Origin of the sequence: Thermus caldifontis (genome assembly GCF_003336745.1) — a bacterium.
In the GTDB taxonomy this organism is placed as follows: domain Bacteria; phylum Deinococcota; class Deinococci; order Deinococcales; family Thermaceae; genus Thermus; species Thermus caldifontis.
In genome coordinates this window covers 24,182-36,750 of record NZ_KZ851834.1, presented here as the reverse complement: position 1 = coordinate 36,750, position 12,569 = coordinate 24,182, and the positions used below count along the sequence as shown (strand labels likewise).

General features: G+C 65.2%; 14 protein-coding genes. 11 read left to right on the top strand and 3 right to left on the bottom strand.

Annotated features, from left to right (window positions below; genetic code table 11):
• The first annotated feature begins 4 nt into the window (after positions 1-4).
• The gene (locus DK874_RS00710) at positions 5-967 is read left to right on the top strand and encodes a dipeptidase (protein ID WP_114311783.1); all 963 of its coding nucleotides are present in this window, start codon (positions 5-7) and stop codon (positions 965-967) included.
• Here DK874_RS00710 and DK874_RS00705 read toward each other — a convergent pair.
• On the bottom strand, positions 950-1,354 hold the full coding sequence (locus tag DK874_RS00705) for a PaaI family thioesterase (RefSeq protein ID WP_114311781.1): 405 nt from the start codon (positions 1,352-1,354) through the stop codon (positions 950-952). The two genes, DK874_RS00710 and DK874_RS00705, sit on opposite strands and share 18 nt — an antisense overlap.
• 21 nt (positions 1,355-1,375) lie before the next feature.
• Here DK874_RS00705 and DK874_RS00700 point away from each other — a divergent pair, with 21 nt between their 5' ends.
• From DK874_RS00700 to DK874_RS00690, 3 genes are read left to right on the top strand one after another with little or no spacing between them, the layout of a single operon-like run.
• Positions 1,376-2,008 (top strand): alpha/beta fold hydrolase, encoded by a 633-nt coding sequence (locus tag DK874_RS00700; protein ID WP_162798681.1) that lies wholly within the window; start codon positions 1,376-1,378, stop codon positions 2,006-2,008.
• Positions 2,005-2,370 carry an alpha/beta fold hydrolase gene (locus tag DK874_RS00695; protein ID WP_114311779.1) on the top strand — a complete coding sequence of 122 codons (366 nt, stop codon included), beginning with the start codon at positions 2,005-2,007 and terminating at the stop codon, positions 2,368-2,370. Before DK874_RS00700 ends, DK874_RS00695 begins: the two co-directional genes overlap by 4 nt.
• Positions 2,371-2,390: 20 nt before the next feature.
• Entirely contained in the window at positions 2,391-2,831 is a 441-nt protein-coding gene (locus DK874_RS00690; protein ID WP_114311776.1) for a hypothetical protein, read from the top strand.
• Positions 2,832-2,855: 24 nt separating this feature from the next.
• On the opposite strand, the gene truD is transcribed toward DK874_RS00690, so the two are convergent.
• Both truD and DK874_RS00680 read right to left on the bottom strand, forming a co-directional pair.
• Positions 2,856-3,911, bottom strand: coding sequence for a tRNA pseudouridine(13) synthase TruD (gene truD / locus DK874_RS00685; RefSeq protein ID WP_114311773.1), 1,056 nt, complete (start codon positions 3,909-3,911; stop codon positions 2,856-2,858).
• Positions 3,912-3,925: 14 nt separating this feature from the next.
• Positions 3,926-5,638: a M3 family oligoendopeptidase gene (locus DK874_RS00680; protein WP_114311771.1), complete on the bottom strand. Its 1,713-nt coding sequence runs from the start codon at positions 5,636-5,638 to the stop codon at positions 3,926-3,928.
• Between the two features lie 413 nt (positions 5,639-6,051).
• Here DK874_RS00680 and DK874_RS00675 point away from each other — a divergent pair, with 413 nt between their 5' ends.
• The 7 genes from DK874_RS00675 (at position 6,052) to DK874_RS00645 (ending at position 12,507) form a co-directional block, all read left to right on the top strand.
• On the top strand, positions 6,052-7,086 hold the full coding sequence (locus DK874_RS00675) for a hypothetical protein (RefSeq protein WP_240307571.1): 1,035 nt from the start codon (positions 6,052-6,054) through the stop codon (positions 7,084-7,086).
• A 22-nt stretch (positions 7,087-7,108) separates the two neighbouring features.
• Positions 7,109-7,969, top strand: coding sequence for a hypothetical protein (locus DK874_RS00670; protein ID WP_114311767.1), 861 nt, complete (start codon positions 7,109-7,111; stop codon positions 7,967-7,969).
• A gap of 3 nt (positions 7,970-7,972) precedes the next feature.
• Positions 7,973-8,770: a hypothetical protein gene (locus tag DK874_RS00665; RefSeq protein ID WP_162798680.1), complete on the top strand. Its 798-nt coding sequence runs from the start codon at positions 7,973-7,975 to the stop codon at positions 8,768-8,770.
• Positions 8,771-8,772: 2 nt separating this feature from the next.
• Complete coding sequence (locus DK874_RS00660; protein WP_114311762.1) at positions 8,773-9,753, top strand: hypothetical protein; 981 nt, start codon at positions 8,773-8,775, stop codon at positions 9,751-9,753.
• Between the two features lie 22 nt (positions 9,754-9,775).
• The gene (locus DK874_RS00655; protein ID WP_114311760.1) at positions 9,776-10,033 is read left to right on the top strand and encodes a hypothetical protein; all 258 of its coding nucleotides are present in this window, start codon (positions 9,776-9,778) and stop codon (positions 10,031-10,033) included.
• A 281-nt stretch (positions 10,034-10,314) separates the two neighbouring features.
• Positions 10,315-10,704 carry a YbjN domain-containing protein gene (locus tag DK874_RS00650; protein ID WP_240307567.1) on the top strand — a complete coding sequence of 130 codons (390 nt, stop codon included), beginning with the start codon at positions 10,315-10,317 and terminating at the stop codon, positions 10,702-10,704.
• Positions 10,705-10,719: 15 nt separating this feature from the next.
• Positions 10,720-12,507, top strand: coding sequence for an RNB domain-containing ribonuclease (locus DK874_RS00645; protein ID WP_114311756.1), 1,788 nt, complete (start codon positions 10,720-10,722; stop codon positions 12,505-12,507).
• Positions 12,508-12,569: the final 62 nt, after the last annotated feature.

The window sequence follows — 12,569 nt, the reverse complement described above, 5'->3', positions numbered from 1 at the left end:
CCCTATGGAGCCCGTCATGGTGGACGCCCACCTGGACCTGGCCTATAACGCCCGGGCCCTGGGCCGGGACCTTTCCCTTCCCTTGGACCGTCTGCGGGAAGGGGACCCCCATCCCGATACCCCCCTGGTTAGCCTCCCCAGCCTTCGGGAGGCCAGGGTGGCCGTGGCCTTCGCCACCTTGTTCGTGGACCCCCGGGAGGGGGGGCAGGCCGACTGGCAGGACGAGGTGTACGCCCAGCTGGCCCTGTACGAAACCTGGGAGGCCCAGGGCTGGGTGCGGATACTGCGGGAGGGTAAGGACCTCGAGGCGCACCTGGCCCGCTATCCCCAGGACCTTGTCCCAGGGCTGGTGCTCCTCCTGGAGGGGGCCCACGCCCTCGCCTCCCCCAAGGAGCTGGCCCCGTTGCGCCAAAAGGGCCTTAGGCTCCTTTCCCTCACCTGGACCACCCGGAACGCCTACGCCGGGGGCAACGCCGAGGAAGCCCCCCTTACCGAGGCGGGAAAGACCCTGTTACGGGAGATGGAGGCCTTGGGGATGGCCCTGGACCTCTCCCACCTGGCGGAGGAGGCCGCCTTTCAGGCCCTGGAGGCCTTTTCCGGCCCGGTCTGCGCCACCCATGCCAACGCCCGGGCCCTGGTGCCCTCCCCCCGCCATCTCTCCGACCGGCTTATGGAGGCCCTGAGGGAGCGGGATGGGGTGTTGGGCCTGGTGCCCTTCAACGCCTTCTTGGATCTCAACTGGAGGCGGGGGGATCCCCGGCTTCCCCTCGAGGCCTTTTCCCGCCACAAGGCCCATGCCGAAGCCATCCTGGGCCCCCAGGGGGTAGGCCTGGGCACGGACTGGGATGGGGGGTTTGGCCTCGAGGCGGTTCCCTCGGGCCTGGACCGGCACCGGGACCTCTGGGCCTTGGGGGACGAGGCCTTCCTGGGGGAAAACTGGCTTCGCTGGCTACGCACCTGGTTCTAGGGGCACCACCGCCAGGGTGCACCGGCTTGCCGCCACCAGCTTGTCCTCCTCGTCGTAAACCTTCACCTCCCACACCTGGGTGGTGCGGCCCAGGTGGAGGGGTCTACCCACGGCCCGGATGGTGCCCTGGCTTTTCCTGCGGATGTGGTTGCAGTTGATCTCCAGGCCGAAGGCGGCATGCCCCGGTGGGCAGTTGAGGAACCCCCCCACGCTGGCCACGCTTTCCGCCAGGGCCACCGTGGCTCCCCCGTGGAGGAAGCCAAAGGGCTGGTGCACCTTGGGGGTTACCGCCAGCTCGGCCACCACCTCGTCCTTTTCCAGCTTCAGGTAACGCACGCCCAGGGTGGTATCCAGGGTCTCCCGCTGGGGAATGGTTTTTCCCTCCATGCCCTGGAGTATAAAGGGGGCGTGGGTGAGATCCGCCTTTTCCCCGGCCTCCTGGCACCCCCTGCAGGCCTGGACTTCTTCCTGGACCTCCCTTCCGAGGAGGGGCTTCACCTCATCGCCTTTGGGGAAGGGGCCCTTGCCGCCTTGAAGGTGGCCTTTCAGGAGGGGGCGAAAAGCCTGGTGCTCCTTTCCCCCATCCTGAGGCGGGATGCCCTGCTCTCCGCCAAGTTGGCGGCCTTAAGGCTGGGCCTAGAGGCGTTAGGGCTGGAGGGATTCGCCCGGGTGGGCCGGGCCCTTTTCTTCGGCCCCCGGAGCGTGGGTAGCGAGGAGATCGTGCGCCTCTGGAAGGAGGGGTTGTCCGAGGAGGGGGTGAGGGCTTGGCTGGCCTTGCTGGAGGGGCTTTCCGACGAGCGCCGTTGGCTTAGGGGCACGGAGGCCCGGGTCCTGGTGGTCCAGGGAGCCTGGGATGCCTTTACCCCTCCTTTCTACGGCAAGGAGGTGGCGGATTTCGCCAGGGGGGAGGCCTTGCGCTTCACCCTGGAGGAGGCCGGCCACCTGGTGCCTTGGGAGGCCTGGGAAGAGGTTTTGGACCTGGTGGGGGATTTCCTCCTGGGGGAGGCCTTCCGCCCCTTGCCCGGAGGCCTTGCCCTATGAGGCGGAGTGGGTACCTTCACCTCTACGGCCTAAACCTGGTCTTTGACCGGGTGGGGAGGGGACCGGCGGTGGTCCTTCTGGCGGAGGAGGCGGGCGCTTGGCCCGAGCCTCTTCCCGAAGGCTTCACCTTTTACCTCCTGGACCTTCCCGGCCACGGCCGCACGGGAGGGCCCAGGATGGCCCCGGAGGAGCTGGCCGAGTACGTGGCGGGCTTTTTGGTCATGCTGAACCTGGGCTCACCCCCCATCCTGGTCCGGGGGGTGGGGGAGGCGGTGGGGGCTGTGCTTAGGGAGAGGGGGTATCGGGTGTTCCCTGGAGATTTCCTAGGGGAGACCTTGCACCAAGCCTTGAATATGGGGTAACATGCTTACAGGAGGTAGGTATGCGAAGGATTCTCGGTGTTTTGGCGGTGGTTTTGGGCTTAAGCCTGGCGCAGTTTTCCGTGGAGAACCTGAAGCCCTCCTTGGCGGTAATAGGGGGTACCCAGGGCTTTGGCCTCGAGGCCTCCTGGCACTGCCAGCTCTTCCAACCCCCGGTGGGAGAGGTACGGCCGGCCTTGGACCTGGCCTATGACGTGAACGGCAACTGGAACGGGGCCTTCCTCTTCCGCTACCTCTACCCCTTTGCCGAGGGCCTGAGGGCGGGGGTGGGACTTGGGGTGGTGGTCCCTGGCTTCCAGTTTGCCAGCACCAGCCTCTACTTCCGGGCCGATGCCGAGTATGACCTTAAGGCTACCTTGGGGGCGCCCCTTTTCCTGGGTGGGGACCTGGGGGTGGCGGCCGGTAAGCTGGCAGGCCAGCTGAAGGTGGGCTACCGCTTCTAAGGCTATCCGAGACTGGGGGAGGGTTTAGCCCTCCCCCAGGGTTTCTTCCTCCTCCGGGGCGTCCACCTCCGCCTTCATCACCTCCCTGAGGAGGCTGGTGGCGTAGCTCCCCTTGGGCAGAAAGAAGCTGAGCCATAGGCCTTCTGGGGTTTCCTCCAGGGTCCACTCCATGAGGGGGATACGGATGGGCCTCCTTGCCCCCCGGCGGGCGCGAAACTCCTCCCGCATAAGCCCATAGCGGGCCAGGATTTCGTCCTCCAGGGCCCTGGCCGCGCCCTGGGCCTCCGGGTACTTCTTGCCAAAGAGGGGCCCGGTGGCGCTGATCTCCAGCCTCAAGGCCCGTTCCGCCTCCTCTTCCCGCTCCACCAGAAACTCCCCTCCCGTGGCGTGCTTTTTGGCCCAGTCCCCGGGGATCACCCGGTCGTAGAGCCCCCTTTCCATCCTTAGGGCCACCCAGTCGTTGAAGAGGAGGCTCTGGAGGCTTCCAACCAGGAAGCGCTTAAGCCAGGGATTCCCCCTCCCCTTGCCCCCTTTCACCAGGGCATAACCCTTGACGGGATTCTGCCCCCCAAGGCCAAAGCGCTGGGGGCCGTAGTAGTTGGGGATGCCCTTGGCCTTTAGGACCTCCAGGATGGCCCGGGCCTTCTCCCCATCCTGGGCTTTGCGAATGAGGATGCGGAAGCGGTTTCCCTTAAGGTGGCCCGTGCGGAGCTTGTTGGTGTGCAGGCTGGCTTGCAAAAGCCGGGTACCCCTAAGGTTTTCCAGCAGACAGAGGACGTCTTCGTACTTGCGGGGGATGGAGAACCACTGCCGGGTCCTGGCGTGCTTGTCCTTGAGCCCCGCCACCCCGATCTCCTTTTCCGGAACCCCCACCTCGTCCCGCAAAAACTCCACCACCTGGCGGGTGGTGAGGCCTTCCTTCTCCAGGAGGAAGTAGAGGTGTTCCCCTTCCCCGCTGGGCAGGTAGGCGGGCACCTCCTCCACCTGGAAGTCCTGGGGAAGAAGGCGGATGCTCCCTCCCACACCGGGAAGGTCCTGGGTGAGGTAGGGGTAGCGCCCGGGGCGAAAGACCAGGTCCATCCCCCTATTCTGCCTTAGGGAAGGGCCTTGAGCCAAGACTCCAACACCCCGAAGCCATAGCGGAAGAAGGCCTCGGAGGCCAGGTCCACGCCGGCTTTGGCCAGGATTTCCTGGGGGCTTTGGCCTTCCCCCGCCTCGAGGATCCCCAGGTACTTGGGCACGAAGGCCCTTCCCTCCTCCTGATATTTGCCGTAGAGGGCCAGCACCACCAGGTACCCCAGGGCGTAGCTGTAGGTGTAGAAGCGGTAGTGGACGAAGTGGGGGATACCCGCCCAGGCGGCTTGGTCCAGCTCTGTCCAGGCCACGGCATCCCCGTAGAGCCTTGCCTGCTCCTCCTGCCAGATCCCGTGGAAGGCCTCAGGGGAAAGGGCCGCTTCCTGGCGGGCCTCGAGGCTCCGCCGCTCAAAGAGGGTGTACATCACCTGACGGAAGAGGGTGTTGATGGCATCTTCCACCCTTTCCGCCAGGAGCAAGGTGCGCTCCTCCCCGGAAAGCCTCTCCAACAGGAGGTCGTCCAGGAGGATTTCCGCAAAGACGCTGGCGGTTTCCGCCAAGGGGGTGGAGGCCCCGAAGTTGAGAAGGCGCTGCTTCCTCGCCAGGTAGAAGTGGACTCCATGCCCCAGCTCATGGGCCAGGGTGTGGGCGGCGTCCAGGTCGTCGGTGTGGTTGAGGAGGACATAGGGGTGGGTGGAGGGAAGCCCCCCGGAGCAGAAGGCCCCACCCCGCTTTCCGGGCCTAGGGTAGACGTCAATCCAGCGCTTGGCAAAAAACTCCTGGGCAATGCCGGCCACCTCGGGGGAGAAGCGGCGGAAGGCGGTGAGGACCAGGTCCTTGGCCTCCGCAAAGGGGATCTTGGGCTTTTCGCCCAAGGGGGCCAGGAGGTCAGGGCTTGGCACCTTCTCCTGCCCCAGACGCCGAGCCTTCCAGCGGTAGTAGGCCTCCACCAGGGGGTAGTGGGCCTGGGTGGCCTCGAGGAGGGCCTCTATATCCTTCACCCCCACCTCGTCCCGGAGGGCCACGGGCTCGAGGGGATGGGCAAAGTTCCTGAGGCGAAGGTCCTGGATATAGTCCAGGTAGACCGCATTGAAGACGGCGCTTAGGGTGGGGGCCTCGGCCAGGAGTTTCCCGTAAAGTTCCCGGTGGGCCTCCCGCCGTACCCCGGGGTCGGGGTCCCGCCTGAGGGCCCGTACCTCCATCTCGGTAAGCTCCCTTTCCCCCACCCGGAAGCGGAAGCGGCCCGTGTACTCCGTGTAGAACTGGCTCCAGGCGCTCCTACCCACCAGGCCCTTAAGGTTCAAAAGCTCCTCCTCCCGCTCGGAGAGGGTATGGGGGGCGTAGGCCCGTTGCCTTTGCAGGAAGTGGCGAAGGTCGGCAAGGCCAGGGTGGTTCAGGAGGGCCTGGAAGGCCTCCTCGGAAAGCCGGCGCAGGGCCACCTCCAGGGGCAGAAGGCGGTTTCGCACCTCGGTGTAGCGGTTCCTGACCCGGTCCAAAAGGGCCTTGGCGGAAGGGTCCTGGGTGCGGGTGGCGAAGTAGAGGGAGGCGTAGTTCAAGGGCTTGTAGGCCTTTTCCAGGGCCATTTCGTAGCGGCGGAAGAGGCTTTCCGCCCCTTGTGAGTCCAGGAGGCCTTCCGGGTTGAGGTCCGAAGCGAGGCGAAAGGCTTCGGCGAGGTCGGCCTCGAGGGCCGGGTCCTCAGGGCCCGCATAGAGGTCGGAGAGGTCCCACTCCATCCCGCCCACTATACCGTCCTCCCGTTTAAGGGATATGTAAGGTCGGCTGGCTAGGGTGGGAATGGGGGTGAGAGGTTGCGGAAAAGAGACAGGGGGTCTGCCAAGGGCAGAGGGCCTAGGACCGCGCCTTGGAGGGGAGGATGGCAAAGGGCCTTGCTGGATTTGCCCCTTGCGGAGGCTAGGCACGAGGAAGGCGTGGCCGGAGGAGAGGTTATAGGGCTTTTGGATGAGGCAAAGGGGAGTGCAGGGAGGGGGAAGACATGAAAAGGGTCATGTGGAAGGCGGTAGGGTTTTTGCTGGCCCTAGGATGGGCTTGGGCCCAGATGGGTTTACCAGGGTTCCCCCAGGCGCCTGGCGGGGGTCCGGGGGTGCCCCGGGCAGGCGCACAGGTGTACCAGAACCCGGCTTTGGGGATGGCGTTTCCCATCCCACAGGGTTTCCAGTTGGTACAGGAGGTGCCTTTTGGGGAGGGCCTGACCGTGATGTTCTTCAACCCAGTTGGTGCGGAGCTTTACGCCACTTCCATGGACTTGGGCCAGCCCATGGACCCCCAAAGCTTTCACCAGCTCAACCTCCAACGTTTGGCTCAGCAGGACCAGGCCTTGCGCCAGCAGGGCATCCAGGTGCAGCGGCAGCCCCTTTCAGGCCTGACCTTGGGGGGCAGGCCTGCGTTGGGTGTGGTGAGCCAGGTGGTCTTTCAGGGGCAAAACTACGTGGACCTATCCGTTTACACGGTGGAGGGTAGCCGGGCTTACGGCCTGCAGCTCACTGCGCCCGCACAGGTGTTCCCCCAGGTACAACCCCTATTCCAGCAACTTCTGGCCCAGGTGCAGTTTTTGGGGGGAGGGGGGATGCCCGGGGTAGCCCCTCCTGGTCTACCTGAGGTGCCTGGGTACCCGTCTCCGGGGATGCCGGGGCCGGTGCCTCCTGGCCCTGGTCTGCCCTCTCAGCCCCCTACCTCCCCAGGGGCATCCCAGCTTCCCTCGCCAAGCCCGAGCTCGGCCAAGCCGGCTTTTACTCCGCCCGCTAACCGGACTGTCCAGCTTAGCTACGGCAAGGAGGTGGGGGATGGCAAACAGTTCGCTGTGGTGCTGGGAGGGCTCTACTACCGCATAGAGCCTGTGGGCGGCGGCCGCTGGCGGGTTACGGAAGTGGTGGAGGACGCCGAAGGTCGTAGCGAGGAAACCTACCTCCTGGACGGTTTTGGCCTACAGGAGGGCAAGGAGGTGTTATTGCCACCCGTGTGGCATACGGGTAGGACGGAGATTGGCGGCGACCGGCTTAGCCGTACCCTTCAAGGCAACCTGGTTCTCTACCGTTTTCAGGATGATCAGATCCGTCTGGAAATCGCGTACCGCCAGGATGGCTGGCTGGCCTATTTTGTGTACTGCGATCTGAAAAAGGCCCGTAATCCCTGCACCCGCTACACCCTAAAGGAGGTCCGCTGAAAGGAAAAGGGGTGTTGAGACCATGAAGCGCTTTCCATGGAGGGGTTTTGGGTGGGGGCTGGGCCTTCTTTTGGTCTGGGCCCTGGCCCAGCAGGTGGTCTATCCGCCGAGCTTTGGGCCTTACGAGGAGCTCCGCCGCCAGGCCCATGCCCAGTGCCAGGGCTATCTGGCCCAAGGGGGTAAGGCCTACGTGGCCTGCTTGCAGCAGATGGCCGTCGCCATGTGCATGGGGCCCTACGCCCCGCGGATGGACCCCATGACCGGCATGGCGTGCACCGCTGCGGGGTCCGCCGGTTACCCCGCCCCCGGGAAACCCGTTCTCACCCGGCCCTCCTACCGGGTGGAGATAGCCGGGGGAGTGGAGCGGGAGCGGGATGTGCGCACGGGGCAGGTAATCCGGCAGAGGTCCCTCCCAGCTCGCCTTCTTTTCACCCTGGAACGGACGCCGCAAGGGATCTACCGGGGGACGGAATTTGGCCCCCAAGGCCAGCCCCAGGTGGTCTACCTGGTGAGCCCCGCTTGCGAGCTTTTGGACCAAGGTGGGCAACCTGTCACGGACGGCTGGGCCTGCCCCGTGTACCCGGATAAGCCCTTTTTGCACCGCCTCGTCCCCTCCCCCATAGCCGGCATGCCCCCTAACGCCCAGTTTTACGCCTCGGGTCGCCTTGCTGACGACTTTGATGGGGATGGGGTTGTAGAGATCGGGTACATGGCCACGGGGGGCTCGGCTGGGCGCACCTTCGCCTCAGGTTGGGCCTTTGCCCTTGGGTACGATCCCCGTACCCGGGTGTTGAAATACGAGTACCGAATGGGGGCACGGGAGTCGGAAAGCGCCCACACCAGCTACGCCCTCGAGGCCTTGATCCTTTATCGGGTTAGGTGAGGCATGGAGGTTTTAGCCTACGCACCTTGGCAGATGCAGGCCGCTTTGGGCCGCCTTGCCCTAGGGCTTCTGATCCTGGGGTTCCTCCTTTGGCTGGGCGTGGTCTTGGCGGCGGAGGGGGAGTGGGTCTGGGGCTTGGGCCTGGGGTTGGTCGCCCTCTTGCTAGGGCTTTTCCTTTACCCTTCCGCCGTGGGGCCCCTTCTGCGCCGGGGGTTCCAGGTGGTTTTGGAGCCTGAGGGGATTCGGGTGGGCGGAAGGCTTTACCCGAGGGACCGCTTTTCGGGGTTGGAGGGGCCCTTTTGTGGGGAGGGCACCGAGGCCCAGTGGCTGAGGTTGATGGAAGCGGGTCGCCTGTCCCCAGGACCCCTTTTCCATCTGGCCTTTGGGGAAGAAAGGGTGCCCCTTTGGCTGGACCTGCCCGGCTGGGACCGCATGCTGGCCCACCTGGGAATTGATTGGAAGGAGGTGCCTGACCTAAGGCGCTACCTGCTCTCGGTGCGGGGGATAGGCTGGCTCAACGGGCTTCTCTATCCCCCCTCGGAGGCTCTGGAGGATTGGCGGAGGGCTAGGGAACGTTACCGGCGGCTTTTTGTCTGGCTCTGGTTGGGAGCGGGCCTGATGCTGGCGGGCTACGTGCTCGGCGATGGGGCCGAGGGCGTGAGTCTCGTCCCCTTCTTGGTGGGCTTGGCCTTCACCGCCTACGCCTTCTTTGCCCTTTTTGGGGGCAAGTCCCCATGGGACGGCTGGGCGGAAACCTACACCCCTTTTCGCGAGGTAAAGGGGGAAGGAGTGAGGAGGTAGGTATGGAGACCGAGGGACACGTCATGGAGGAAAGGCCTAAGGTGAAGCTCCTTTGGCCCCGGACCAGGCGGGACTGGTTCCTCCTTTTGTTGGCAGCCATTTTGCTTTTGGGGATCGTGGGGAACCTGCTTCCGGATGGGCCTAAGGAGGTTAAGGTGGGCCAGGTGCGCCTTAAAGTGCCCGAGGGGTGGGAGGCCAAGGAGGTGCAGGGGGGCTGGGCCCTCCTTAGCCCCCTTGAGGGCCCTAAGGACACCTTCCGGGAAAACCTGACCCTTCTGGTGGAGCCTCTCCCGCAGCCCATGAACGCCTTCCAGTACGCCCAGGTGGTGGCCTGGCGTAACGCCCAAGGGGTGGAGGGGTTTACCCCGGGGCCGGTCCAGATGGCCTCCTTGGGTGGGGTGCAAGCGATGGCCTTTGCCGGGCGTGGACGGCATGGGGGAAGGGCCTTGGAGTTTTGGATCTGGGCCTTTGTGGTGGGGCAGGAGGGGTACCAGCTTACCCTCACCGGGGAGCCGGGCAAGCTGGCCCAGATTCGGCCCCAGGTGGAAACGGTCTTGGCCTCCTTGGAGGTGCAGGGGGTAGGTAGCTCGCCGGCCTGGCCGGGCCCAGGGGCTGGCCAGGGGTACGGGGCGCCGGCTCCTGGGTCCCCTCTGATGCCTGGCGCCCCTCAAAGCGGAGAGGTCCCTACCTTTCCGGCGCCAGGCGACGGAGGCATTTCTGGGCCCCATGGGTATGGGTTTGGCGAGATGCCGGAAGGGTATTCCCCAGACCTTCCCGGTGGCCCCTGGGACTTTACCGGAGGCTCAGGCCTGGAGGAGAGTCTCCAGGAGCATCGGGACTTCAACACCTGGATGGCGGAGGAGTGGAGCCAGATGCTTTCCGGGGAAACCCCCGAGCCCACCTACCAGGACGAGGCGGGGAACCTTTACTGGGAAGGTCCCTCGGGCCTCCTCCACGAGTGGGGGGATTACGGCGGGGAGTGAGGTTCGCCAATCTGGGGAGGCCATGGAAATCCTGAACTATGGGCCTTGGCAGGTTAAGGCGGCATGGGGAGGGGTTTTTCTGGTGGGAGGTTCCGCCTTCTTTCTCCAGGGGGTGGTTTTCCTTTCCCTTCCCCTGGTTGCGTTGGCGGCCTTTTACCTTTACGCCGCCGTGGGTCCCCTTTTGCGGGCCTCCTTGCAGGTGGCCCTGGAGCCCGAGGGTATGAGGATGGGGGGCTTTGGGCCGTTGGGCCTTGCGGAACGGCCTCCTACATCTCCTTAAGAAGGCGTGGGAGCAGGCTAGAAACGCTATCGCTGGGTATCCGCCTGGGTGTGGGTGGGGGCAGGAGGTGTGGGTCTTAGCCTCCCGACTTTTGCCTATGGTTTTGGTCCCCGGGGTCCTGGCCCTTCTGGCCTACGTGTTTCCCACCGCCTTCACCCGGGTGGGCGGTGGCCTACAGTCCTTTCTATCCCCTCGAGGCGCCCGTGAGGTAACAGGGGGTGGTCATGGGGTTTCTTTGGGCTTTGGCAGTGCTGGGCTGGGGTCTGGCGTGGGGGCAGGGAGTGATCAAGGGGCTGACGCCGGGCGAGGTAAAGGGGTTGCTCAAGGAAATGGGGGTGGAATATAGACCTGCGGGAAAGGATCTTTTCCGCCTCGAGCTGAACAGCATGGGACCCGTTTGGCTGGAACTGGATGTATGTGAGGGGGGGCGGTGTAACCTGCTCATCCTTTCCGCCGGGTTCAGCCGCAAGGTGACCCTGGAGCGCATCAACCAGTGGAACCGGGACTACCGCCAAAGCCGGGCCTATTTGGACAGGGATGGAAATCCTTGGGTGGAGTGGGAGCTGGACCTCACGGAGGGCGTAACCCGGGATGCCGTCAAGCGGTTTCTCCGCCTGTTTCTCGAGGCGGTGTTGCCCCTTTTCATGGAGCATATTGCATCTAGGCCCTAGGGTATCCTTGAGGGCGTGGCGGCGCTGGTGATCTACAAGGGCAAGCCCGCCCTGGCGGAGGCAAAGGGGGACAAGCTGGAACTCACCCTGCCCGGGGGAGAGCGGGCCCGGGTGCGTTCCAAGGATGTCCTTTGGCTCCATCCGGGGCCGGCTTCCCTGGACTTAAGGGTGCCCGAAGGGGAGGAGGAAACCGCTTGGGAACTCTTACAGGGCCAGGTGATAAGCCTCCGGGAGTTGGCCGAGCTGGTCTTTGGGGCCTATACCCCGGAAGCCGTCTACGGCGCCTATCTCTTGGCCCAGAGGGGGGAGCGGTTTTACCTGGAAGGGGAGAGGGTCCGGGCCCGAACCCAGGGGGAGCTTAGGGCCCTTCTCCAGGCTAAACGGGAGCGGGAGGAAAGGGAGCGGCGTTTCCGGGAGGGGGTGGAACGGCTAAGGGAAGGGACGCTCGCCCCGGAGGACCGCCCCCTGGTGCAGGAGGCGGAGGCCATGGCCTTGGGGGAAAGAAGGGAAAGCCGGGTGCTTAGGGCCTTGGGCCTCCCCGAAACCCCCGAGGCGGCCCATGCCCTTCTCCTTAGCCTGGGGGTGTGGTGGCGGGAGAACCCGCACCCCAAGCGGCTTGGCCTGGACCTTTCTCCCCCAAACCTTCCCGTGCCCCCTTTGCCCGAGGAAAAGCGGGTGGACCTCACCCACCTCCCTGCCTACGCCATTGACGACGAGGAAAGCCAGGACCCGGATGACGCCGTCTTTGCCGAAAGGGTAGAGGAGGGGTTTCGCCTTTGGGTGCACGTGGCGGATGTGGCGGCTTTGGTGGCGCCCTTTAGCCCCTTGGACCAGGAGGCTTTGCGCCGGGGGGCTAACCTGTACCTGCCCGAGGGCACGGTGCCCATGCTTCCCCTTGGGGTCACCGAGGCCTTGGGCCTAGGGCTAAGGGAGGTTTCCCCAGCCCTCACCTTCGCCCTCACGGTTTCCCCCGAGGGGGAGATCCTTGCCGAGGAAGTCCTGTTGAGCTGGGTGCGGGTGAAGAGGCTCAGCTACCGGGAGGCCATGGAGGTGGCGGAGCTTGGGGCCTTGCGGGAACTGGCCCTCGCCTTCCGGCGAAAGCGCCTGGCCCAGGGGGGCCTCGAGCTCCGCCTTCCCGAGGCCAAGGTGCGCCTGGAAGGAGACGAGATCCGCATCCGCCCCCTGGAGGTCTACGAAAGCCGTATCTGGGTGCAGGAGGCCATGCACCTGGCGGGCTACGCCGCTGCCCACCTGGCCTATAGGGAAGGCCTTCCCTTTCCCTTCGCCACCCAGGAGGCTCCCTCTAAGCGGGTGGAAGGGGAGGGCCTAAGCGCCATGTGGGAGCAGCGAAAGGCCCTGAAACGGGCCCAGCTTAAGGCGGTGCCCGCCCCCCATAAGGGCCTTGGCCTTCCCCTCTACGCCCAGGTGACGAGCCCTCTGAGGCGCTATTTGGACCTGGTGGCCCACCAGCAGCTTAGGGCCTGGCTCAAGGGGGATAAGCCCCTTTCCCAGGAGGAGGTCCTGCAACGGGTGGGGGCGGCGGAGGCCATGGCCGATCTGGTGCGGGAGGGGGAAAGGAGGAGCAAGCTCCACTGGACCCTGGTGTACCTGATGGAAAAGGGGTACGAGGGGAGGGGGGTCTTGGTGGAGAAGAGGGGAGGGCAGGGGGTCTTCCTCCTGCCGGAGCTAGGCCTTAGCGCCCAGGTGGCCCTTCCTAGGCCCTTAGCCCTGGATACCGAGGCCACCCTCCGTTTCCTGGAGGCGGATCTTCCTCGCCTCGAGGCCCGCTTTGCCCTTCTCTAGCCGGGGGAGGAGGCAACCGGGTGGCCCACGGGGGCGGGCTTATATTTCGTTCTCTAAGCCCC